The sequence below is a fragment of the Actinoplanes sp. ATCC 53533 genome (genome assembly GCF_003947245.1).
The window spans coordinates 1-23,780 of record NZ_QHHV01000011.1; the positions used below are offsets into that span (position 1 = coordinate 1).

General features: G+C 72.1%; 20 protein-coding genes and 2 pseudogenes. All 22 read right to left on the reverse strand.

The window, feature by feature from the left end:
* Positions 1–474, reverse strand: a 474-nt coding sequence (locus DMB66_RS04405; protein WP_125802706.1) for a PHP domain-containing protein, incomplete at its 3' end; no start/stop codon positions are given.
* An 83-nt stretch (positions 475–557) separates the two neighbouring features.
* Complete coding sequence (locus tag DMB66_RS04410) at positions 558–2,120, reverse strand: AAA family ATPase (protein WP_125802707.1); 1,563 nt, start codon at positions 2,118–2,120, stop codon at positions 558–560.
* A gap of 224 nt (positions 2,121–2,344) precedes the next feature.
* Positions 2,345–3,379, reverse strand: a complete 1,035-nt coding sequence (locus DMB66_RS04415) for a hypothetical protein (protein WP_125802708.1) — start codon at positions 3,377–3,379, stop codon at positions 2,345–2,347.
* 27 nt (positions 3,380–3,406) lie between these two features.
* Positions 3,407–4,333, reverse strand: a complete 927-nt coding sequence (locus DMB66_RS04420) for an RluA family pseudouridine synthase (protein WP_125802709.1) — start codon at positions 4,331–4,333, stop codon at positions 3,407–3,409.
* Positions 4,330–4,941: a signal peptidase II gene (gene lspA / locus DMB66_RS04425; protein WP_370318331.1), complete on the reverse strand. Its 612-nt coding sequence runs from the start codon at positions 4,939–4,941 to the stop codon at positions 4,330–4,332. The genes DMB66_RS04420 and lspA overlap by 4 nt, the downstream gene beginning before the upstream one ends.
* Positions 4,914–5,321 carry a TraR/DksA family transcriptional regulator gene (locus DMB66_RS04430; protein WP_125802711.1) on the reverse strand — a complete coding sequence of 136 codons (408 nt, stop codon included), beginning with the start codon at positions 5,319–5,321 and terminating at the stop codon, positions 4,914–4,916. The genes lspA and DMB66_RS04430 overlap by 28 nt, the downstream gene beginning before the upstream one ends.
* A gap of 334 nt (positions 5,322–5,655) precedes the next feature.
* Complete coding sequence (locus DMB66_RS04435; RefSeq protein ID WP_125802712.1) at positions 5,656–7,167, reverse strand: potassium/proton antiporter; 1,512 nt, start codon at positions 7,165–7,167, stop codon at positions 5,656–5,658.
* Positions 7,164–7,433 (reverse strand): DUF167 domain-containing protein, encoded by a 270-nt coding sequence (locus DMB66_RS63480; RefSeq protein WP_370318332.1) that lies wholly within the window; start codon positions 7,431–7,433, stop codon positions 7,164–7,166. Before DMB66_RS63480 ends, DMB66_RS04435 begins: the two co-directional genes overlap by 4 nt.
* A gap of 1,104 nt (positions 7,434–8,537) precedes the next feature.
* A pseudogene (locus tag DMB66_RS65750) lies at positions 8,538–8,795 on the reverse strand (hypothetical protein); the annotation flags it as partial.
* A 42-nt stretch (positions 8,796–8,837) separates the two neighbouring features.
* Positions 8,838–9,659, reverse strand: a complete 822-nt coding sequence (locus DMB66_RS04450) for a DivIVA domain-containing protein (RefSeq protein ID WP_125802714.1) — start codon at positions 9,657–9,659, stop codon at positions 8,838–8,840.
* Positions 9,660–9,716: 57 nt separating this feature from the next.
* Positions 9,717–10,022, reverse strand: a complete 306-nt coding sequence (locus tag DMB66_RS04455; RefSeq protein ID WP_125802715.1) for a YggT family protein — start codon at positions 10,020–10,022, stop codon at positions 9,717–9,719.
* A 23-nt stretch (positions 10,023–10,045) separates the two neighbouring features.
* Entirely contained in the window at positions 10,046–10,735 is a 690-nt protein-coding gene (locus tag DMB66_RS04460) for a cell division protein SepF (RefSeq protein ID WP_125802716.1), read from the reverse strand.
* A gap of 225 nt (positions 10,736–10,960) precedes the next feature.
* A complete protein-coding gene (locus DMB66_RS04465) occupies positions 10,961–11,689 on the reverse strand; it encodes a YggS family pyridoxal phosphate-dependent enzyme (protein WP_125802717.1) in 729 nt (242 codons plus the stop codon).
* A 36-nt stretch (positions 11,690–11,725) separates the two neighbouring features.
* Positions 11,726–12,853: a cell division protein FtsZ gene (gene ftsZ, locus DMB66_RS04470; RefSeq protein ID WP_125802718.1), complete on the reverse strand. Its 1,128-nt coding sequence runs from the start codon at positions 12,851–12,853 to the stop codon at positions 11,726–11,728.
* Between the two features lie 281 nt (positions 12,854–13,134).
* Positions 13,135–13,905 carry a cell division protein FtsQ/DivIB gene (locus tag DMB66_RS04475; RefSeq protein ID WP_125802719.1) on the reverse strand — a complete coding sequence of 257 codons (771 nt, stop codon included), beginning with the start codon at positions 13,903–13,905 and terminating at the stop codon, positions 13,135–13,137.
* A 16-nt stretch (positions 13,906–13,921) separates the two neighbouring features.
* Positions 13,922–15,340, reverse strand: coding sequence for a UDP-N-acetylmuramate--L-alanine ligase (murC, locus tag DMB66_RS04480; RefSeq protein WP_125802720.1), 1,419 nt, complete (start codon positions 15,338–15,340; stop codon positions 13,922–13,924).
* Between the two features lie 28 nt (positions 15,341–15,368).
* On the reverse strand, positions 15,369–16,478 hold the full coding sequence (gene murG / locus DMB66_RS04485; RefSeq protein ID WP_125802721.1) for an undecaprenyldiphospho-muramoylpentapeptide beta-N-acetylglucosaminyltransferase: 1,110 nt from the start codon (positions 16,476–16,478) through the stop codon (positions 15,369–15,371).
* Positions 16,399–17,962 (reverse strand): annotated as a pseudogene (locus DMB66_RS04490) (FtsW/RodA/SpoVE family cell cycle protein); the annotation flags it as partial. The pseudogene DMB66_RS04490 and the gene murG, both read right to left, overlap by 80 nt.
* A gap of 64 nt (positions 17,963–18,026) precedes the next feature.
* Positions 18,027–19,133, reverse strand: coding sequence for a phospho-N-acetylmuramoyl-pentapeptide-transferase (gene mraY / locus DMB66_RS04495; RefSeq protein WP_125802723.1), 1,107 nt, complete (start codon positions 19,131–19,133; stop codon positions 18,027–18,029).
* A complete protein-coding gene (gene murF / locus DMB66_RS04500; RefSeq protein ID WP_370318330.1) occupies positions 19,130–20,518 on the reverse strand; it encodes a UDP-N-acetylmuramoyl-tripeptide--D-alanyl-D-alanine ligase in 1,389 nt (462 codons plus the stop codon). Before murF ends, mraY begins: the two co-directional genes overlap by 4 nt.
* 5 nt (positions 20,519–20,523) lie before the next feature.
* Positions 20,524–22,038 carry a UDP-N-acetylmuramoyl-L-alanyl-D-glutamate--2,6-diaminopimelate ligase gene (locus DMB66_RS04505; RefSeq protein WP_125802725.1) on the reverse strand — a complete coding sequence of 505 codons (1,515 nt, stop codon included), beginning with the start codon at positions 22,036–22,038 and terminating at the stop codon, positions 20,524–20,526.
* Between the two features lie 54 nt (positions 22,039–22,092).
* A partial coding sequence (locus tag DMB66_RS04510) for a penicillin-binding protein 2 (protein WP_233624298.1) occupies positions 22,093–23,780 on the reverse strand: 1,688 nt, incomplete at its 5' end.

A 23,780-nucleotide genomic window follows, 5' to 3' on the forward strand; every position in this document is an offset into this window, starting at 1 on the left:
CACCGCGCCGGACGGGCAGCCCGTCGTCGCCATGATGCCCTCGGCGTGCTCGGCGATGATGTCCATGTCCATCCGGGGCCACTTGACGTAGTGGCCCTCCATGGACGCCCGCGAGCTGAGCCGGAACAGGTTTTTCAGCCCCTGCGCGTCGCGGGCCCACATCGTCTTGTGGGTGATCGCGCCGTTACCGGAGATGTCGTCGCTCTTCTGCTCCGGCCGGCCCCACTTCACCCGGGCCTTGTGCAGCCGCGACTCGGGCGCCACATACGCCTCGATGCCGATGACCGGCGTGATGCCGGCGGCGGTCGCCTGCCGGTAGAAGTCGTAGGCCCCGTGCATGTTGCCGTGGTCGGTGATCGCCGCGGCCGGCATGCCGAGGCGATTGGCCTCGGCGAACAGATCCTTCAATCGGGCGGCGCCGTCGAGCATCGAATACTCGGTGTGCACGTGGAGATGCACGAACGAGTCAGACACCCAGGGCCCCCTTTTCCGCCGGCGATACAGACTCGGGAGAGCCTAGTCCGGCGGGGGCCTCGGCGGCACCGCTGACACCCGTCCTATTCGGCGAATGGCTCGATCATCACAGCCGCGGCGCGCATCCAGGCCTGGCGCGTCTCCGGCTGCAACACGCTGTATTCGATCGATGACCCGACCTCGAGCGCCGGGTCGTACGGCACGACCGCGACGGCCCTGGTCCGGGTGGCGAAGTGCTTGGCGAGGTCGTCGAGCAGCGGCAGCTTTCCGGGCGACGGGCACGAGATCAATGTCACCGCGTTGGCGACGAGATCCTCCATGCCGGTCTCGTTGAGCACGTCCAGCATCCAGTCGGCGGTGAACGCGGCGTCCTCGCGCGGCACCGTGGTGATGACCAGCTGGTCGGCGCTGCGCATCACGGTCTGCCAGTTGACGCTCTCGACGTTGTTGCCGGTATCGACGCAGATCACGTCGTGGGTGCGGCGCAGCAGGTCCATCACCCGGCGCACCGTGCTCTGGTCGAGCCGCTGGGCGAAGCGCGGATTCTCCTCGCCGGCCAGCACGTCGTACGAGCCGTCGGAGGCGTGCCGCAGGAAGTCGTCGAGGTGCGACATCATCTGCTCGCCGTGCATGTTCTCGATCTCGAGCAGCTCGCTGACCAGATGCCTTATGGTCCGGGCGTGCCTGGCGCTGCCGGCGCGCAGACCCAGCGTGCCGCGCAACTCGTTGTCGTCCCAGGCCAGCACGCCCCGGCCGCGCACGCTGCCGATGGTGGCAGCGGCGAGCACGGTGGCGGTCGTCTTGTGCACCCCGCCCTTGGGATTGGCGAACGCCAGCACCCGCGGCTTGCCGAGCTTGCGGCGCAGCACCGAGACCGCGCGGTCCTCCTGCTCGGGCCGGGCCTGGCGCCACTCGATCCGGGCCGCGGCCGGCGAGGTCGGCATGGGCGCGCTGGTGACGAGCGGGGCGGGCGGCGGCAGCGGCGCGGGGGCCACCGGCGGCGGCATGACGGAGGCCGCACCGACCGAGGCGGCACCCCGGCTCGGCGGCGGAGCCAGCTCCGGGGCGACCCGGCCGATCGACGACGGCACGGAGCGGGTGGCGGGGTTGAAGAAGCTGTGCGGCTCCTCGGTGGCGGGCCGGGCCTGGAAGCCCTCGCCGATCCGGGACTGGCGGCGGGACTCGGCGAGCGGGTTGACCGGGCGCTGATCAAGCGCGCGCTGATCGAGGGCGCGCTGGTCGAAGGGGCGCTGCTCCATCGCCCGCGGGTCCATCGGTCGCTGCTCCGGCGGCGCCGGCAGCGGCTCGGACTGGCCCAGCCGCTCGCCGAGGCTGGCCCGGCCGGGACGCCGGTCGAGCGGATTGACCGGACGGCGCTCCGGTGACCGCTGGTCGTAGCCGCCGCGGGCCGGATCGCCCTGCCGGGATTCACTCTGTCGGGGGTCGAGCGGGTTGAAGGGCCGGCCGACCCGCCCGGGCGGCTGTTGGCCGCCCGCCGTGCGGCGGGCCTCGGCCTCCGGATCCTCGCGCTCGTTGTCGCCGGCCTCGTCGGCCGCGCGCGACCCGTGTCGGGCACGGTCGAGCAGCGCCCGCCAACGCGGGGCAGGTTCCGCAGGCCGGCCCCAGCCGGTCTCGGTCCCATCCACGGCTCGTCCTCCCAGCGACTGCTCGATGTGCCTGATCGATCTGCCTACTCGGTGCCCGTCCGATGCCCGGCGGGCCTCGTCGCCCTAGACAGGCTACGGACGCCAACCCTATTCAGGCCACACCCAAAGCCCGCAAATGCCCGGCGGTCTTGATCACCCAGCGACACAAACCGCTTGCACGTGCACCTACTCGTACGCACGGCAGGACCCAGTCGTTCAGGGTGTCAACGTCTGGGCGCGTCGCGAGATGCTCCCGACACCGTCGAGGGCAGGTCGGAACCGGGGCTCACGGATAGCGCGGGGGCTACGGCAGCGCTCTCCTGAACTGCCGGGGCAGAAGGACCGGACCCCACAACGGGGCCATCGGGTGAGGCAGATGTCACAGCAGCCCCGGACGATGAGGGTAGTGGCGCGGGGCTCGCCGGGGCAACACTCTGCGACCGTAAAGGCACAGTGGGCGCACCTGACTTGTCGTCGTCCTCGGGGACGGTCGTGGTCTGCTCGGGCAGGACCGGCCGGAACTCGGTGCGGTCCAGCCGCCGTACCTCGGGGGCGGGATCGACCACCCGGACCTCGGCCCGGCGGGCGAGTTGCTCCAGCGTGCCGGGCGCTGTCCGCACCACAGCGGCGAACAGGCAGGCACAGTGCGCCCGATAGGCGGCGGCCTCCGCGGCGGCGGTCCGCGCGGCGCTGTCGTACGCCCGGCGCAGCCTGAGCTCGTTGACGCCGTCGCCCTTCAGCTCCTCGCCGAGCTTGCGGTAGTCGGCCTGCTCCTGGTCACGGGCCAGGGCGGCGTTGAGCATCCCGGCGACCACGTCCTGCGACATCCGGTAGACCGGGATCTTGACCACCTGGGTGCGCACCTCCGGCAGCGGCGCCCGGGCGTAGACCTCGGCCACGGGCACGCCGTCGAGGACGGCCTGCAGCTTGTCCGGCGCGAGATAGGCCTTGAGGCTGACCAGCGCCCACGTCTCACCCGCCGCCGGCGAGCCGGACGCGGGCAGCAGGGCAGCCAGCTCACGACGGCTGGACCGCAGGTAGCCGGCGACGGACTGGCCCTCGACCACCCCGACCCGGACCACGTCGCCGGTGGGATTTTCCGGCCCGGGACCGTGATCGGCCACCCAGACGACCGTGACCAGCAACGCGACCGCCGACGCCACGGCCAGCCCGGTCATGATGCGCAGCCGGGACGGTGCCGTGCCGATGCGGGACAGGCCGCGGGTCAGCGGCGGCAGCATCCGGTCCCCGGGCCTCATCGAGGTCTCCCCCTCAGACGGCGGTCATCAGCTCGCGTCGCGGAGCACGTCCAGCGCGTACCCCAGATCGTCAGGGTAGTCGCTGACGAAGCGGACCTCGTCCTGCGTACGGGGATGGACGAAGCCGAGCTCGCGGGCGTGCAGCCACTGGCGGCCGAGCTTGAGCCGGGCGGACAGGGTCGGATCGGCGCCGTAGGTGATGTCGCCGACGCACGGGTGCCGCATCGCGGAGAAGTGCACCCGGATCTGGTGGGTGCGGCCGGTCTCCAGCTTGACGTCGACCAGGCTGGCCGAGCGGAACGCCTCGAGCGTGTCGTAGTGGGTGACGCTCGGCTTGCCGCCGGACATCACCGCATACCGGTAGTCGGCGGTCGGGTGCCGGTCGATCGGCGCGTCGATGGTGCCGCGCAGCGGGTCCAGGTGGCCCTGCACGACCGCGTGGTAGCGCTTGTCGACCTCGCGCTCCTTGAACGCCCGCTTGAGCGCGCTGTAGGCCAGCTCGCTCTTGGCCACCACCATCAGCCCGGTGGTGCCGACGTCGAGGCGGTGCACGACGCCCTGGCGCTCGGCGGCGCCGCTGGTCGCGACGTTCTGGCCCATCGCGGCGAGCCCGCCGATGACCGTCGGGCCGGTCCAGCCCGGGCTCGGGTGGGCGGCCACGCCGACGGGCTTGTCCACCACGACGATGTCGTCGTCGCTGTAGATGATCTTCATGCCGTGCACCGGGGTGGCTTCCAGCGTCGGCGCGGTCACCGGCGGCGGCAGCGTGACCTCGAGCCAGGAGCCGGCGGTGACCTTGTCGGACTTCGGCCGCGGGATGCCGTCGACGAGCGCGTCGCCGGACTCGACCAGGGTGGCGGCCGCCGTCCGGGACAGGCCGAAGATGCGGGACACGGCCTGGTCGAGACGCATCCCGTCCAGACCGTCCGGTACGGGCAGGGAACGGCTGTTCATGCGGTCTTCTCGGCTTTCCTCGAGGCCCGGCTGCCGTCGCGCTGGCGCCCGGTGAGCTCCAGCAGCACGGCCAGGACCACGCCGACGGACAGGCAACTGTCGGCGATGTTGAAGACCGCGAAGTACTCACCGTACGGCCCGAACAGACTGATCATGTCGACGACATGACCTTGGAACGGCCCGGGCGCCCGGAACAGCCGGTCACCCAGGTTGCCGAGCGCGCCGCCGAGCACCAGGCCGAGGGCGAGCCCCCACGGCACCGAGCGCAGCTTGCGGGCCATCCAGCCGATCCAGCCCACCACCACGAGGGTGACCAGCGGGAACACCCAGGTGTATCCGCTGCCGAGGCTGAACGCGGCGCCGCTGTTCCGCAGCAGCGACAGGTGGACCAGGCCACCCAGGATGCGCACCGGCTCGCCCTCGACCAGTTCCTTCGTGCAGAGCTCCTTGACGACCTGGTCGACCACAACGGCGAGCACGGCAGTGATGGCCAGCACCGCCACGGCGCGGCGCCCGAACCCGGTAGGAGCCCCGGGGCCGGGCGCGGTCGCCGTGCTGCCGCCAGCGGCCTCGTCGGCGTTCAGCGTCGTTCCTCCAACTGCTTGCAGGACACACAGAGGGTCGCGACCGGGAACGCCGCCAGCCGTTCGACGGGGATGGCGTTGCCGCATCGCTCGCACCAACCGTAGTTGCCCGTCCCGAGGCGGTCGATGGCGCGCTCCACCTGTGTGATCCGGTCGAGGAGATTGTTCGCCAGAGTGATCTCCTGCTCACGCTCCCCGGTCTTGGTGCCCGTGTCGGCCTGGTCGTCGCCGGCGGAGTCGGTCAGCCGATCGCGCTGCAGCTCGGTGATCTCGCTGAGCGTCCGGTCGTACTCGGCCTGCAGTTCGTCCCGGCGCTCCACGAGCGCGACGCGGATCTTCTCGGTCTCCGCCGCGCTGCGCGCCTTCTCGGTCGACGCGGACCTGGTCTCGGTTGCCTTGGCCATCGTCGCTCCCCTGAGCCGCGCTGCACGCGGCGAATCGGCGGTCTTCCAGCGGTCATCGGAGGACGTGTTCGGCCACCCGCGGTGTATCGACACTCCGGCCGCGCCCCCACGCGACTTGTGCACCGTCCCCCACGTGCACAAACGGCGCGGTCAGCGGACACCGCGCACTCCAGAGGCTGGCAAGGATACGGAACGTGAAGGGTGGCGACAACATGGCGCACCGCCCCGGTTGCCGAGCAACCAGGATGAATCACCCGAACGTACCGTCGGATTCCCGACCTCCCCGGGCTTGACCTGCCCCAACCCGGCTAGTCGGCGCCCCGGGCGGCCGGAGTCAGCGGCGCTCGCGGCCGTCCTCGCCGAACCAGCGGGCCAGCCGGCCGCGCCGGCTGACCGCCCGCAGCCGCCGCTCGGCCACGTCCCGGGCACCGGCCGTGGTCACGATCAGCAGGCCGTCGCCGGTGCGCAGCCGGGTGTCCGGCCCCGGCACGAAGCCCGCGCCGTCGCGCACCACCAGGGTGACCACCGCGCCGACCGGCAGCCGCAGCTCGTCGATGTGCACCCCGGCCAGCTTGGAGCCGGGCGCGACGTCGAGCTGCAGCAGGTCGGCGCGCATCCGTTCCAGCGGTGCCGTCTCCACCTGGATCTCGACGGCCTCACTGGGCGCGGTGATACCCAGCAGCCGGGCGACCGGCGCCAGCGTGCCGGCCTGCACCAGGGTGAAGATGATCACCAGCACGAACACCGCGTCGAAGAGGCGCTCGGCACCGGGCGTCCGGCTGGAGAGCGGGATGGTGGCCAGCACGATCGGCACCGCCCCGCGCAGCCCGGCCCAGGACAGGAACGCCTGGCCCGACCACCCCAGCTCGCGGGAGCTGCGGCTGACCAGCGCCGAGACCCACACCGACAGCGGCCGGGCCAGCAGCACCAGGGCGCAGCCGACCACCAGCGCCGGCACCAGCGCGTCACCCAGCCGCTCCGGCGACGCCAGCAGCCCGAGCAGCACGAACAGCCCGATCTGGGCGACCCAGGCCAGCGCGTCGGCGAAACCGAGGATCGCCTGCCGGTGCGGCACCCGGGCATTGCCGAGGACCACACCGGCCACGTAGACGGCGAGGAAACCGGACGCGTGCGCGACCGCACCGGCGGCGTAGGCCAGGAAGGTGAGGGCGACGGCCGCGATCGGGTACAGGCCCGCCGACGGCAGGGCGGCGTGCCGCAGCAGCCAGCGGCCGACCGCGCCGACGGCGAGCCCGATCGCGGCGCCGGCGGCCAGCTCGTAGGTCACCAGCAGCAGCTCGTACCACCAGGGATGGGTCATCCCGGCGGCGGTCGAGAGCAGCACGACCAGCAGCACCACCGGAGCGTCGTTCATGCCGGACTCGGCCTCCAGCGTGGCGACCAGCCGGCGGGGCAGCCGCAACACCCGCAGCGTGGCGAAGACAGCCGCGGCGTCAGTGGACGAGAGCACCGCGCCGTAGAGCAGGGCCAAGCGCCAGTCCACGTCGAGCACGAAATGCACGGCGACCCCGACCACCGCGATGCTCACGGCCACCCCGAGGGTGGCCAGGGCCGCGGAAAGCCCGAGGACCGGGCGCAGGGTGCTCCAGCGCGCGGTCAGCCCACCCTCGGCGATGATCATGATCAGGGCACAAAAGCCGAGGGTACGGGTGAGCTCGGCGTTGTCGAACCGGATGCCGAACCCGGCCTCGCCGATGACCACGCCGATGAGCAGATAGACGAGCAGGCCGGGCAGGCCGAGCCGGGTGGAGAGGCGAACGGCGCCCACCGCCACGAGCAGCACGGCGGCGCCGATGAGCAGCGCGAGGTCGAGCCCGTCCGTCATGTGCTGCCGTCGCGCAGGGCGGCGAGCCGCACACCGACGTCACCGGCGACGGTGAAAATCTTGTCGCGGCTGGTGGCGCCCACCTTGAGCACGACCTCACGGGCCTTGACCCCGAGCGCGTCGGCAAGCGCCAGCCGGACGGCCTCAGTGGCCTTACCGTCGACCGCGGGCGCCCCGACGGCGACGATCAGCGCGGGCCCGTGCGGCCCCTCGTACCGCCCACCGACGCGGGTGCGCCCGGCGCCCGGCCGGACCCGCACCACCACGGACCCCTCGGCCCCGGCGCGCCTCGGATCGCCGGTCGCGGGCGCGGCGGACCGACCGGCCCGCCCGGCATCGTCAACCGCGGCGCCGGTCGCTTCACCAACCGCCGCTATGGACGCGCCGGAACGCGTGGCCGGATCGGATGAGGAGACGCGCCGCTTGGCCATGCCTCATTGTGCCGATCATCAGCGGCTCGCTAAATCGGGCGTCCTGCCGATGACGAAGAGTGCGCAACGCCGCTCAGCGACCCGCCGAACGGCAAGCCTCGCAGAAGCGCGAGGAGGGTGAACTGCGGCGGGTCAGCGGCGAGGCCGTGGCGGGTCAGCGGCGAGGCCGTGGCGGGTCAATGGCGAGGCCGTGGCGGGTCAGCGGCGAACTGTGGCGGCGACCAGGCGGTCGACCGGGCGGCACAGGCCGCACGGGCTGAAGCCCAGCTCGACCGCCTCCGCGACCGGCAGGCCCTCGGTCAGGCGGCCGACCAGGTGTGGGCAGTCCGCCAGGTGGTAGCGGGGCCGGCCGTCGACGACCAGCACCTCCGCGTCGAGGCGGGCCACCCGGACCGCGTCCGCCGGGCTGACCGCCTGCGGCAAGGGCTCGTCGTCGGGGTCGTCCGGATCCGGCTCGTCGAACTCGTCGGCCTCGCCCGCGTCCTGGCGATGGTCGTCACGCGCCGCGACGGGCGCCTCGTCGGGCTGGGTGGTGGGAGCCGGCTCGGTGTCGGCGGGCTCCGCGTCGCGATGCCAGGGCTCCGGGTCGGTGGCGCGGGCGCCGCCGACGACCGTCGAAGCCTGGTCGTAGTCGGCGTCGCCGGACCCCGGCTCAGCCTCCGACGACCCAGCCCCCGACGACCCAGCCCTCGACGAGCCGGCCCCCGACGACGCTGGGCCGGCCGCCTGACCCGAGGAGGTCCGGCCGGCCGCAGCGTCGTCGTCGTAGCGGACGGAATCGTCGTAGAGGACAGAGTCGTCGTAGAGGACAGAGTCGTCGTAGAGGTCGGCGCCGGGCCGCACCCGCTGGGTCGCGTCCGGACCCGTCAGGTGCTCCGCCGCGTCCCGGCTGCCCGCGGTGTAGGCGGACGACCGGTCGGCGTCGTCGAAGGCCGCGTCACCGGCGGGCGGCGGCGGAGGGGACAGGTAGGCGTCGTCCGCGTTGGCGGCACGGCGTGCCGGGCGCGGGGCATCGCCGAGCGGTGCCGTCGCGGCTCGGCGGGCGGCCGCGGCCTGCCGGGCGCCGATGACCAGGGCCACCGCGGCCAGCAGGCTGGCGACGATGGAGCCGATCAGCAGGGAACTCGACCCGCCGACGAGGCCGAGCACGAGCAGCGTGACGGCGACGAGGATGAGCAGCAGACTAGCAACGATCATGGCTCATCCCCGCCGCAGTGGAACCGTTCCGCGAGCCGAGGCTCAGCGGCCGGTCTCGATGGAGTTGGCGCGGCTGCCGCCGTACGAGCCGGCGAGGCCTGCGGCTGCCAGGCCGCCCGATCCGCCGACCGAACGGTTGGCGTCGGCGCGGGTCATCTCGGCCTCCAGGCCCTGGCCCCGGCCGTCGAGGTCGCGCAGCTGGCTCTCGAGGTATGCCTTCAGCCGCGTGCGGTATTCCCGCTCGAACTGCTTGAGCTCCTCGATGTGCTTCTGCAGCGCGGACCGCTTGGCGTCCAGGCCGCCCATGGCCTCCTGGTGCCGCTGGCGCGCGTCGCGCTCCAGGGCGTCCGCCTTGGCGCGGGCCTCGCGGGTGACCTCTTCCGCCTTGGAGCGGGCGTCGGAGAGAAGCTTGTCGGCCTCGCGGCGGGCGTCCGACACGTGGTCGTCGGCCGTACGCTGGGCCATCATCAGCACCCGCAGCGCCTGCTGCTCGCCGTCGGCGCCCGTGGGCGCACCGGCGCCGGCGCCGCCCGGGCCCTGGGCCCGGACCTGCTCCAGCTCGGCCTGCATCTGACGGGCGGCCTGCTCAGCGGCAGACTTGTCGCGCTGCACCCGGTCGAGCTGGGCCTTCATGTCGTTGAGCTCCGCCGCCATCCGCGGGTCGGCGCCCGGGCCGGCTGGAGCGCCACCCCGGCCGCCGCGCTCCACCTGGGCGCGCAGCTCGTTGTTCTCCTCGATGAGACGGGCGAGTTCGCGCTCGACCTCGTCCAGGAAGGCGTCGACCTCCTCCTCGTCATACCCCCGCTTGCCGATAGGGGGTTTCTTGAAGGCGACGTTGTGCACGTCCGCCGGGGTCAGCGGCATCGAAACTCCTCGGGTCAGTTGCGGCCGCGTGGGGCGCAGTCGATCAGGCGGACGCTGTCACGCGAACGCGATGATCAGACGCGCTAACACGTAGTTCAAAAGCACGAACAGGATAACCAGCAGGACCAGGGACGCCAGGTCCAAACTCACGGTACCAATTCGAAGCGGTGGGATCACACGCCTCAACGCCTTGAGGGGTGGATCAGTGACGCTCCACACCGATTCCAATGCCGCCGACGCCCCTCGGCCCGGCTGCCACCGACGCCCGTACTGCAGCACCGCACCCAGGACGAACCGGGCCAGCAGGGTCAGGAAGAACACATAGAGCAGCAGATAGATGATCTGAAACACGATCGACAGCACGACAGGCGAGTCCCTCGTTAGGGTCAACTCTGGTTGAAGAAACCGCCCTCAGCGATCTTGGCCTTGTCCTCAGCTGTGACCTGGACGTTGGCCGGTGAGAGCAGGAATACCCGGTTGGTCACGCGCTCGATCGTACCGCGCAGACCGAATGCCAGACCGGCGGCGAAATCAACCAGTCGGCGGGCATCCCCCTCATCCATCTCGGTGAGGTTGATGATGACCGGCACGCCGTCGCGGAAGTGCTCGCCGATCGTGCGTGCCTCACGGTAGGTGGTCGGGTGCAGCGTGGTGATCTGGTAGCGCTGGTCCTCCTCGACGACCCGGGGGTGCACCACCGGCACCGGCTGCGGCGCGAGCGCGTGGTTGTCGCGCGTGGCATAGCCGGACGGCTCGGCGGCGGGCGCCGGCGTCCGGGGGGTGATCGAGCTGACGCTCGCGCGCTGCTCCTGGCGCACCGGCCGGTCACGGTCCAGCCGGGCGGCCTCACGCTCCAGGCGGCCGCTGCGCTCCTGCCGGGGCCGCGGCGCGGGAGCCTCCTCGACGTCGTCCTCCTCGTCGGCGAACTCGTCGGCGTAGCGGTAACCGGAGTCGCGGTCCCGGTCACGGCCCCGCTCACGCTCGCGGTAGCCGCCACCCTCGCGGTACCGGTCGTCGTACTGGTCGTCCTCTTCCACGAGGCCGAGCCACACACCTGCTTTGCGCAGTGCGCTCATGACACCACCAGCCCCTGCTGCTCGGCGCCGAACCGCTCGTCCATGCCCCCACCTCCCGTCCGCTGTGCGGCCCGCGCCCCCTCGGCGTGCCGCGTCCCCCCTTGCACGGAAACCGCGATCCTTAAACATGATCACGGTCCGTTGCGACGCTGCGTCGTCCGGGCGCGGCTGCCGAGGCACGTCGCGCGTAAACAACACGTATGTAGTTTGCTGCCCGCCGCAAGGCTACCGCAGCGTGTTTCGCATCCCGAGCAAAGAAGTACCGATCCGTACGTGTGTCGCGCCGTGCCGAACGGCCTGCTCAAGGTCGCCGCTCATGCCCGCCGAGACCACCGTCGCGGCCGGCTGACCGGCCCGCAGCCGGTCCGCGAGCGCGGCCAGCGTCGCGAAGGCCCGCTCGGGCTCCCAGCCCAGTGGCGCCACCGCCATCACGCCGCTCAGCCGCAGCCCTTCGGCCTGGTCCACCGCCGCGGCCACCCGCCACAGGTCCCGATCGGGATCCGCGCCGTCCGTGATCGCGCCGCCCCGGTCCGGGTCACCGTCGATGCTGACCTGCACCAACACGTCGAGCGGGCGCTCGCGGAGCCGGGTCGCGGCCGAGGAGAGCGCCGCGGCCAGCCGCGTCGAGTCCACGGACTCCACCACGTCGGCGTACGTCACCACCGACTTGGCCTTGTTGCGCTGCAACTGGCCGACGAAATGCCAGCGCAGCGGGGCTGCCACGGCCGCCGCCTTGGCGGCGGCCTCCTGGTCCTTGTTCTCCCCGACGTCGGTGACGCCGAGCCCGGCGAGCAACGCCACGTCGCTCGCCGGGTAGGTCTTGGTCACCGCGACCAGGGTCACCGAGCCCTGGTCGCGGCCTGCCGCCGTGCAGGCACGCCCGATCCGCCGGCGCACCTCGTCCAGCGAGGCCGCCAGCTCGTCGCGGCGTGCCTCTTGGTCCAACGGCCTCATGTCAAGAACTTGCCTGGCTTTCCGCTGCGGGTCGACTCAGGAGCCGTTCTTGAGGAAGTCCGGCACGTCCACGTCGTCGAAGAGCACCCGGCGCGGCGGCGGGGTGGTCGCGGCGGGAGCCGGCACCGGCACCGGCACCGGCGTGGTCGGCGCCACCACGGGCGGGGACGCCGGCTGCGGCACCTTGCGGGTGGGCTCGGCCGGCTTGTACGAGGGCGTGCCCCCGTCGAAGCCCGCGGCGATGACCGTGACCCGTACCTCGTCACCCAGCGCGTCGTCGATGACGGCGCCGAAGATGATGTTGGCGTCGGGGTGCGCCGCGTCGGTGACCAGCTGGGCCGCGTCGTTGATCTCGAACAGGCCCAGGTCGGAGCCGCCGGCGATGGAGAGCAGCACGCCGCGCGCGCCGTCCATGCTCTGCTCCAGCAGCGGGCTGGAGATGGCCTTCTCGGCGGCCTCGACGGCGCGGTTGTCGCCGCGCGCGCTGCCGATGCCCATGAGCGCGCTGCCCGCGCCGCTCATCACGCTCTTCACGTCGGCGAAGTCCAGGTTGATCAGACCCGGCGTGGTGATCAGGTCGGTGATGCCCTGCACGCCGGAGAGCAGCACCTGGTCGGCCTGGCGGAACGCGTCCATCATGCTGATGCCGCGGTCGCCGAGCGCGAGCAGCCGGTCGTTCGGGATCACGATGAGCGTGTCGCACTGGTTGCGCAGCTCGTCGATGCCCTGCTCGGCCTGCACCTGACGGCGCTTGCCCTCGAACGAGAACGGCCGGGTGACCACGCCGATGGTCAGCGCGCCCAGCTTGCGGGCGATGTTGGCGACCACGGGCGCACCACCGGTGCCGGTGCCGCCGCCCTCGCCGCATGTCACGAAGACCATGTCGGCGCCCTTGAGCACTTCCTCGATCTCGTCGCGGTGGTCCTCGGCCGCGTTCTTGCCGACGTCCGGCTGCGCGCCGGCGCCGAGGCCCCGGGTGAGTTCACGGCCGACGTCGAGCTTGACGTCGGCGTCGCTCATCAGCAGCGCCTGGGCATCGGTGTTGATCGCGATGAATTCGACTCCCTTGAGCCCAACCTCGATCATGCGGTTCACGGCGTTGACGCCGCCGCCACCGATGCCGACGACCTTGATGACAGCAAGGTAGTTGTGCGGAGGTGTCATCGGGCTCAGCCTTCCCTTCAGGGTTGTGGGTGTCGAAGGCCCCAGCGGTCCGGCCAAAAACCGCCATCGACATCCGCGCCGTACAAGGGAGGGCGAGGAAACCCTCACCCTCTACTAGAGGCTTAGTGTTATGTCAACTACTCAAACCTCTCGGGGCAACGTAAGCGGCCGACAGGCGACAACCAAGGACCGACGCGGCGTGTCGGCGTCCGCTTACGTGGCGAGTATCCGACTCAGCCGTAACCTACGACAGAATGTGCCGTTCAGCAGCCTTTGTCCGGTTACCTGATTGTGACCACGTCCGGGGCGCTCACGTCGATCGTGTTGCCCTCGCGCTCCAGTAACGCGGTGGCCACCTGAGCCTTCGTCTCGCTCTGGGTCTCGTCGCCCCAGATCACCGTCCGGTCCTTCCGCAGTCCCAGCCGCACCTGCGCGGGGGCCGGCACCGAGATCGACACGAGCTGCTCGCGCAGCTCGGCGGTGAGGGCGGAGAGCACGGTCAGGGCGGAACGGGTGTTGATGTCGTCCGGGCCGGGCGCGACGAGCTGGGCCACCGGCAGGCCGGACGGGCGCCGGGAGACCGTGCGGAATGCGACACCCTCGGCATCGATCAGGGCGAAATCCTTGCCGACGGGCACGGCGGCGACCGGCGTGCGCTCCACGATCTGGATCACGACCGTCGAGGGCCAGCTCCGGGACACCACGGCGCGGCCGACCGCGGGCAGGCCCTCGACTCGGCCGCGGATCCGCTCCAGGTCGACGCCGGCCAGGGGCTGCCGCATCCGTACGGATGCGGCCTGCTCCACCTGCAGCGGCGTGAGCGAATCGGTGCCGACCACGTCGACCTGGCGGACGCCCAGCACCGACGTGCCGTACACGAGCCAGGCCAGCGCGCCCACCACCAGCAGCGACCCCGCGGTCACCGCCCAGGGCAGCGCCGCGCGCAGCCGGCGCTGGCGGGCGCGGGCCATGAACCGCCGGACCGAGGTCGGCACGGCATCTGTGTCCGCCCGCACCAGCCGCCAGCTGCGCCCGCCCCCGCCATCGGTCATGTGAGATCCCCCGCCGTCAGGCCTCGGCCAGCACGGCCAGCAGCTCGTCGCCCATCATCGAGATCGGCGGCGCCCCCATGGTGACCACGACGTCGCCGGGCCGGCTGCGCCGCACCACCTCGGCGGGCACGTCCTCCCACGAGGGCACGAAGACCTTGTGCTCGGCCGGCAGGTCGACGGCCGCGGTGAGCGCGACCCCGCCCTCGCCGGGACCGCGCTGCTCGCCGGGGCCGAAGACCTCCATCACGATGACCTCGTCGGCGATGGCCAGCCCTTCGGCCAGCTCGGCCTGCAGGTCACGGGTGCGATAGACCCGGTACGGCTGGAAGACCACCACGAGCCGGCCGTCACCGGCCACCTCGCGCAGCGTGCGCAGGGCGGCCTTCACCGAGGTCGGGTGGTACGCGTACTCGTCGTAGACCCGGACTCCGGCGACCGTGCCCTTACGCTCGAAGCGGCGCCGCACCCCCGGGAACGACGCGAGCGCCTCGGTGATCTTCTGCAGCGGGATGCCGAGCCGCATGGCGGTCAGCACGGCCGCGGCGCCGTTGAGCCCCATGTGCCGGCCGGGCAGCGCCAGCACGATCTCGCCGAGCGGCTCGCCGTCGAGAGTGGCCTGGAAGCGCACCCCCTGCACGGACGAGACCAGATCGCTGATGCGCAGGTCGGCGCCGGCGGACTCGCCGTAGGTGTAGACCGTACGGCCGGCGGCGCGCAGCCCGGCGATCAGCTCGTGCACCCCCTCGTCGTCGGCGCAGGTCACCACGAAGCCGTCCGGGTCGGTCAGCTCGGCGAACTCCAGGAACCCGGCCTTGAGCCCGGTCAGGTCGCCCCAGTTGTTGAGGTGGTCGCCCTCGATATTGGTGATGATCGCGACGTGCGGCCGGTAGATCAGGAACGACTTGTCGCTCTCGTCAGCCTCGGCCACGAAGTAGTTGCCGGAGCCGTGGTGACCGTTCGAGCCGGCCGCGGAGATCTCGCCGCCGATCACGAACGACGGGTCCTCGCCGGCGTGCTGCAGGATCACCGTCATGATCGACGTGGTGGTGGTCTTGCCGTGGGTGCCGGCCACCGCGATCGTGCGGCGCCCGGTCATCGCGGCGGCCAGCGCCTCGGAGCGGTGCATCACCCGCAGGCCACGGCGGCGCGCCTCGACGACCTCGACGTGGTCCTGCGGGATCGCCGTCGAGTAGACGACCGTGTCCACACCGTCGAGGTTGGTCGCCTCGTGCGCCATGTGCACCGTGCCGCCGAGGGCGCGCAGCGCGGCCAGGGCCGGCCATTCCCGCAGCTCGCTGCCGGTGACCGGCACACCGCGGGTCAGCAGCAGCCGGGCCAGGCCGCCCATGCCCACCCCGCCGATGCCGATGAGGTGGACGGTGCCCAGCTCCTCGGCGGTCAACTTGCCGGCCGGCGTCAGCTCCGCCGTGTTCACAGGACCACTCCCCTAGTCGTCATACAGCTCATGGGCGGGCCACTGCCTCGCACACGAAGTCCAGCAGTGCCTCGTCGCCGTCGCGACGGCCGTGCGCGCCCGCCGCGGCGCCCATGGTGGCGAGCCGCCGCGGGTCCCGGGCGAGCGGGATGATCGTGCGCTCGACCCACTCCGGGTTCAGCTCGGAGTTGTCCACCAGCAGCCCGCCGCCGGCGTCGACCACGGGCAGCGCGTTGCGCCGCTGCTCCTGGTTGCCGTGCGGGTACGGCACGTAGATCGCCGGCATCCCGATCGCCGTGGTCTCGGCGACCGTGATCGCCCCGCCGCGGCAGAGCATCAGGTCGGCGGCGGCGTAACCCAGCTGCATGTCCGACAGGTACGGCACCACCACGTACGGCACCGGCAGGTCGCTGGGCACCTCGAACGGGTCGTTCCGCCCGCCCTGCACATGCAGCACCTGGATGCCGGCGTGGGTCAGCTTCTTGGCGGCTCCGGCCACGGCCAGGTTGATCGTGCGGGCGCCGGAGGAGCCGCCCGAGACGAACAGCACCGGCAGGTCGGGGCGCAGTCCGAAGTGGGCCAGCGCCTGCGGGCGCAGCGCCGGCCGGTCCATCCGGGCGATGGCGGTGCGCAGCGGCACGCCCACGACCCGGGCGTCGCGCAGCGACTCGGCCTGCTGCGGCTGGGTCGGGAACCCCACCGCGATGTTCTTGGTGAACTTCATGCCCATCCGGTTCGCCACGCCCGGCGGCACGTTGACCTCGTGGATGACGATCGGCAGCTCGCGCCGCCAGGCCGCCAGGTAGGCCGGCACCGAGACGTACCCGCCGAAGCCGACCACGACGTCCGCCTGCACCTCATCGAGGATCTGGCCGGCCGCGTGCGCCGACTTGTACATCCGGTCCGGGGTGCGCAGCAGGTTCAGGTTGATCGCCCGGGGCAGTTGGAAGGCCGGGATGACCCGCAGGTCGTAGCCGGCCGGCGGGATCAGCTCGTTCTCCATGCCCTTCGGGCTGCCCAGGGTGGTGATGCGTACCTCGGGGAAGTGGCGGCGCAGGGCGTCGGCGAAGGCGAGCAGCGGATAGATGTGACCGCCGGTGCCTCCCCCGGCGAGCACGACCGACCGCAGCAGACCCATCACCGGCTCCTCTCCTCCCCCGCCCTCGCCGTGCCCGGAACTTCCCGGGTGCCCGATCACCGGGCGGGTGGGCGCGAACGACCCGGCCGCCGCGGCGGGGGGAGCGGCGGCAGCGGGGCCCAGAGTAGCCGTACCCATCGGGCGGGCGGACGGGCGTGCAGGGCCCGGGCGGCGTCCGGCTCGGCGCGGGCGAAGGAGGCGAGGATGCCGATCGCGGCCATCGTCACGACCAGGGCGCTGCCGCCGGTGGAGATGAACGGCAGCGGCAGCCCGGTGATCGGCAGCAGGCCGACCACCCCGCCGATGTTGATCACGGCCTGGGCCACCAGCCAGGTGGTGATGCCGGTCGCGGCCAGCCGGCGGAACGGATCGTCCACCCGGCGGGCGATCCGGAAACCGGTGTACGCCAGCACGGCGAACAGCGCCAGGATGACCGTGCAACCGACCACGCCGAGCTCCTCGGCGACGACGGCGAAGATGAAGTCGTTGTCGGCGGCCGGCAGCCAGTTCCACTTCAGGGCGCCCTTGCCGAGCCCGACCCCGAACCAGCCACCCTCGTAGATCGCCGAGCGGCCCTGCAGCATCTGGTAGCAGAAGTCCGACCGGCAGTCCTCGATCGGCTGGAACAGGACCGTGATCCGGGCCAGCCGGTAGTTCGCCTCGCCGACCGCGCCGGAGCCCGCGCCGCGCGACGCCGCCGCGATCAGCAGGCCGATGCCGGACAGGCCGAGCACGCCGAGGGCGGCGAAGACCCGCATCCGTACGCCAGCGGCCCACAGCAGCCCCACCACGAGCGAGAGCAGCACGAGCATGGTGCCCAGGTCGTTGTAGCCGACCAGTACGAACAGCAGGCCGACCATCGGGAACAGCGGCATGGCCAGCTCCCGCCAGTGGCCCAGCGCCGCGCCCTTGCGGGCGATGATGTCGGCGCCCCAGAGCACCACGCCGAGCTTGGCGAACTCGGACGGCTGGATCCCGATCGGGCCGACGTAGAGCCAGAGCAGGTCGGCACGCAGCGGGCCCATCTTGACGATGTGGGTGAGGGGCTCCTCGGTGAGCACTCCGACCGCGCCCAGCGCCCGCAGCAGGTCCAGCAGGACGAGCAGGACGACGGCACCGCCGAGCACGTACCGGCCGAGGAAGCGCAGGGTGCCCGCGGGCAGCCGCTGGCAGACCCAGAAGCCGACCAGGCCGAGCACGGCGAAGACCAGCTGGCTGGAGATGGCGGAGAACGCGTTGCCGTCCTTGGCGAACGCCTTGACGCTGGTCGCGGAGAAGACCATGGTCAGGCCGATCAGCAGCAGCAGACCGGAGCTGGCGAGCAACAGGTAGTACGACGACAGCGGCCGGGCCAGCAGGCCGTGCACGGCGGGCAGCAACTGCTGACTCAGCGATTTCGGCCGGGCGACGGGCGCGGCGGGCTGCACGGTCGCGGCCGGTGACACCGTGGCCGCGGGCCGGGAATCTACCTTGTCCTCCGCCATGTCCACCATCATGGTGGCGCGACACGCCAGCCCCGGGATGCGGGGCAGGCGTGTCGCGAGAGATCTATCCCATGGCGGCGAGGAAGTCGCTGTAGAACAGGCCGAGGCCGATGGCGACGCAGATGCCGGCGACGATCCAGAACCGGACCACGATGTTGACCTCGCTCCAGCCCGCCAGCTCGAAGTGGTGCTGCAGCGGCGACATCCGGAAGACCCGCTTGCCGGTGGTCTTGAACGAGATGATCTGGATGACCACGGACATCGTGATGATGACGAACAGGCCGCCGATGATGATCGACAGCAGCGTCGTCCGGGTCGCCATGGCGAGGCCGCCGATCAGGCCGCCGAGGCCCAGCGCGCCGGTGTCGCCCATGAAGATCCGGGCCGGCGAGGTGTTCCACCACAGGAAGCCGACACAGGCGCCGGCCGCCGCCGCGGCGATCAGCGCCACCTCCAGCGGATCTCGCACCTGGTAGCAGTAGTTGTCCGGGTTCGCCGCGTAGGTGGGGTCACCGCACCAGTGCCGGTACTGCCAGAAGCCGATCAGCGCGTACGCGCTGAGCACCAGGATCGACGCGCCGGTGGCCAGGCCGTCCAGGCCGTCGGTGAGGTTCACGCCGTTGGACATCGACATGATGACGAACACGAAGACGATGACCGAGCCGACCTTGCCGACATCGAGGAAGCTGATGTCGCGGATGAACGAGATGTGCTCGCTGGCCACGGTCTGCCCGTTGGTGCTGGGCACGTAGAGCGCCGCGACGCCCAGGCCGCCGCCGACCAGCAGCTGGCCGATCAGCTTGCCCTTGGCGCTCAGCCCGGCCGAGTTGCGCTTGCGGACCTTGATGAAGTCGTCCAGGAAGCCGACCGCGCCACAGAAGACGAACAGGCCCAGCAGCACCAGCGCGGTCATCGTGGGCGGGACCTGGGCGATCTGCTCCGACGGCAGCGTGGTCAGGGCGATGTGCCCGGCCACGTACGCCAGCACCGTGGCGAGGATGAAGGCCACACCACCCATCGTGGGCGTGCCCTTCTTGCCCTGGTGGCTGGCCGGGCCGAGGGACCGGATCGGCTGGCCGGCCTTCAGCGCGGCGAACACCCGGATGGCCAGCGGGGTGCCGAACAGCGAGATGATGAACGCGACCGCGACCGCGACGATGACTGCCCTCACGGGCCTACCTCCTGCTCGGCCGCATCCGCGCGCAGCGCGTCGGCCACTTCCCACGTCCGGTACCGCGAAGCCTTGACCAGCACGACGTCGCCCGGCCGCAGGTCGCCCCGCAGCACCGCGATGGCCGCCGCCTGGTCGGCAGCGAACACAGCCTCGCCCTTCCAGGCGGGCACCGTTGCCGCACCGTCGAGGATCGGGGCGGCATTTTCCGCGACCGCTATCAGCCTGTCGACTCCCAGTTCGGCGGCGAGCCGGCCGACCTCCTCGTGTCCCGAGATCTCGAACTCGCCGAGCTCGGCCATGTAGCCGAGCACGGCCGTCGTGCGCCGGCCCTGCCCCAGCACGGCGAGCGCCCGCAGCGCCGCGATGGTCGATGACGTGTTGGCGTTGTACGAGTCGTCGATGACCGTCACGCCCTGCTTCGTGTCGAAAACGTCCATCCGCCGCTCGGAGACGATGCCGACCGTGCCCAGCGCGGCGGCCACGGCGGCCGGTGCCATCCCGGCCTCCAGCGCGACGGCCGCGGCGGCGAGCGAGTTGCCGACCTGGTGGCGGCCGGTCACGGCGAGCCGTACCGGTGCCGACCCGGCGGGGGTCAGCAGCGTGTACGCCGCCCGCCCGCGCCCGTCCAGCGTCACGTCGGCGGCCCGTACGGCGGCCTCGGCGGACTCGCCCACCAGCACCACCCGGGCGACGGTCCGCGACGCCATCGCGGCGACCAGCGGGTCATCGGCGTTGAGCACCGCGGCGCCGTCCTCGCCCAGCCCCTCGACCAGCTCGCCCTTGGCCCGCGCGGTCCCCTCGACGGAGCCGAACTTGCCGATGTGTGCCGCGCCTACGTTGAGCACCACGCCGATCCGCGGCCCGACCATGTCGGTCAGGAAGCGGATGTGCCCGACCGCCCGGGCACCCATCTCGAGCACCAGGAACCGGGTCGAGGTGCCCGCCTTCAGCACCGTGTACGGGAAGCCCAGCTCGTTGTTGAGCGAGCCGGGCAGCGCCACGGTCTCGCCGAGGTGGGCGAGCAGCTGCCCGATGAGGTCCTTGGTCGTGGTCTTGCCGGACGAGCCGGTGACGCCCACGATCGTCAGCTCCGGCAGCCGCCGCACGACGACGGCGGCCAGCGCGGCCAGCGCGGCCAGCGGGTCGTCGACGACGATGCCGGGCTGGCCGGTGTCACGGCTGCCGAGCACCCCCACGGCGCCGGCGGCCACGGCGTTCGCGGCGAAGTCGTGGCCGTCGACCCGCTCGCCCGCGAAGGCGACGAAGAGCCCGCCGGGCCGCAACGCCCGGGTGTCGTATTCGACCTGTCCGGTGACGGTCGCGGCCGGGTCGGCGTTGACGAGGCGGCCGGCGGTGATCGCGGCGATCTCGTCCAGGGTCATCCGGATCAAGCGACACCGCCTGCTCGTGCGGCCAGCGCCGCGGCCAATTCGATCCGGTCGTCGAACGGCAGCATCTGGCCGTCCACCTCCTGGCCTCGTTCGTGTCCCTTGCCCAGCACAGCCACCACGTCGCCGGGACCGGCCAGGCGTACCGCCTCGTCGATCGCGGCCCGGCGGCCGGCCACCTCGATGATCTTCGCAGCGGCGGCGGCCTGCTCGGCGCCCTGCCGGACCGCCGCCCGCACGCCGGCCGGGTCCTCGCTGCGCGGGTTGTCGTCGGTGACGACGACCAGGTCCGCGCCGCGGGCCGCGGCCGCGCCCATCAGCGGCCGCTTGCCGCGGTCCCGGTCGCCGCCGGCGCCGATCACGCAGATCAGGTGCCCGCCCCGGGCCGTGGCCAGCTCGCGCAGCGCGGCCAGCGCCGCCACGATCGCGTCGGGCTTGTGCGCGTAGTCGACCACGCCGAACACCTCGCCGGGCGAGTCGACCCGCTCCAGGCGGCCCGGCACCCCCGCGCACGCGGCGATGCCGTCGGCCGCGACCTGCGCGTCCACCCCGGCGGCCACGAGGCAGGAGAGGGCGAGCAACGCGTTCGCGATGTTGTGCCGGCCCGGCAGCGCGACGCCCGCGCGCACCGCGCCGGCCGGGCCGTACGCGGTGAAGCGCTGACCGAACGCGTCGCCGGCGATGTCGCCCGCCGACCAGGTGGCCGTCCGGTCCCCGGCGGCGGAATAGCTGATCGTGGCCGGTTTGGCGAGCGGCCGCAGGGCCGGCTCGTCGGCGTTGAGCACCTCGAAGCGGCACCGCCCGTCGAACAGCTTCGCCTTCGCCGCGAAGTAGTCCTCGGCGTCGGCGTGGAAGTCCAGGTGGTCGAGGCCGAAGTTGGTGTAGCCGCCGACGGTGAAGCGGACCCCGCCGACCCGGCCCATGACCAGCGCGTGGCTGGACACCTCCATCACGACCGCGGTGACCCCGCGCTCCAGCGCGGTGGCCAGGATCGCGTGCAGGTCGGTGGCCTCGGGGGTGGTCCGCACGCTGCGCACCACCAGGTCGCCGAGGCGGGTCTCGACGGTGCCGATCAGCCCGGTGGTCAGCCCGGCCGCCCGCAGCCCCGACTCCACCAGGTAGGCCGTCGAGGTCTTGCCGGCGGTGCCGGTGAGGCCGATGACAGTGAGCCGCTCGGTGGGATCGCCGTAGATCCGGGACGCGGCCGCACCGAGCACCGCCCGCGGGTCGTCCACGACGAGGACCGGCAGCCCGGCGGCGACCGCGGCGGGCCGGCCCGCCGGGTCGGTCAGCACCGCGACGGCGCCCGCCTCGGCGGCGGCCCCGGCGAACTCGGCGCCGTGCCTGCGTGCGCCCGGCAACGCGGCATAGAGATCACCGGATCGCACCTCGCCGCTGGCGTGCGTGACTCCGCTGACCTCGGCGTCTGGGCCGATCAACGCGGCGCTGATCAGCGCCGCGAGGTCGGCCAGCCGGGAGAGCCGGACTGTCTGGGGACGGGGAATGCCGGACACGGCGTCAGACCCTACCCGGTGGCCGGCATCCAACTGCGAACGCCATCAGCTTGCCTACCCCTTCAATTTGAAGGTCGGCTCCGGGTTACCGGACGGCGGCACGCGGTAGTGCCGCAGCGCGGAGGACATCATCTTGCTGAACGCCGGAGCGGCCACGTCGCCGCCGCTGCCGTCCGGCACGTCGGCGAAGACCCCGATGACGAACTGCGGGTCCTCGGCCGGCGCCATGCCGATGAACGAGCCGGCGTTGTGCTTGGTGTACTGCCCCTCGACCAGCATCTTGCCGGTGCCGGTCTTGCCCGCCACCCGGTAGCCGTCCACCGCCGCCTGGGTGCCGGTCGCACCCCGCGCGTCCACGACCGACTCCATCATCTCGCGCAGCTGCCGCGCGTTCGTCGCGCTCAGCACCCGATGGGTCTCCGGCGCGGCGGCCGGCACCACCGAGCCGTCCTTGCCGGAGATGGTCGCCTTGATCAGGTGCGGCTGGATGTAGGTGCCGTCGTTGGCGATGGCGCCGTACCCGGCCGTCATCTGGATCAGCGTGGCGTCGACGCTCATGCCGATCGGCACCGAGCCGGAGGCGGAGCCGCTCCACTCGGCGGGCGCCAGCAGCCGGCCGGCCGCCTCGCCGGGCATGCCCTCGTTGGTCGCCTGGCCGAGCCCGAACTTCTGCTGGTACTCGTACAGCTTCTCCTTGCCCAGCTTGTCGGCGATGAGGATGGTGCCGACGTTCGACGAGTATGCGAGCACGCCCGGAATCGTCAGCTTGGTGCCCGCCGGCAAGCGGTGGCCGTCCACGAAGTTGTACCCGCCGCGCCTGAGCGCCGGGCCCACCGTGACCAGGGAATCGCGGGTGACGATGCCCTCCTCCATGGCCGCGCCGATGGTGAAGGCCTTGTGCGTCGAGCCGGGGTCGGCGATGACGCTGCTGGCGACGTCGTCGCGGTCCTTGGGCTTGAAGTCGTCGGGCTTGGCCGCGTTGTAGGCCGGGTAGCTGGCCTGGGCGAGCACCTCGCCGGTCTTGGCGTTGAGCACGACGGCGGCGGCCACGGTCGCGTTGTTCTTCTGGCCCTCCTGGCTCAGCACCCGCTGCACCTCGAACTGCAGGTCGCGGTTGATGGTCAGCTGGATCGAGGAGCCGGGCGAGGCGTCGTCCTGCCGGTGGTAGCCGCCCGGGATCTCCTTGGCCAGGTCGCCCCGGCCGATCTCGAACACCCGCTTGCCGTCGGTGCCGCGCAGCAGCTCGTCGTAGCGGGCCTCGAGGCCCTCCAGGCCGGTGTGGTCGGCGCCGGTGAAGCCGATCAGGTTGGCCGCCAGGTCGGCGCCCGGGATGTCCCGGCGCTCGTCGCGGTCGGAGTTGATGCCGCGGATCTTCATCGCGGCGATCTTGTCCGCGACCGCGATGTCGACGCCGCGGGCGAGATATTCGAAGCGGGAGGCGCCGCCGCCGGGCCGCTTCTTCTTCGCCATGAGCTGGATCAGCTTCGACTGCGGGATGCCCAGCTCCGGCGAGAGCTTCGCGGCCGCGGCGGCCGGATCCTTGATCATCTCAGGGTCGGCGTAGACGTACCGCGCCTCGACGCTGTGCGCCAGCACCGCGCCGGAGCTGTCCAGGATGCTGCCGCGCGGCGCCGGGAGCACCACCTCGGTGAGCCTGTTCTGCCGCTGCTTGAGCAGGCTCTCCGCGGACGCGGCGGAGCCGCCGACCTGCAGGACGACCAGCCGCACGCCGATCGCCACGA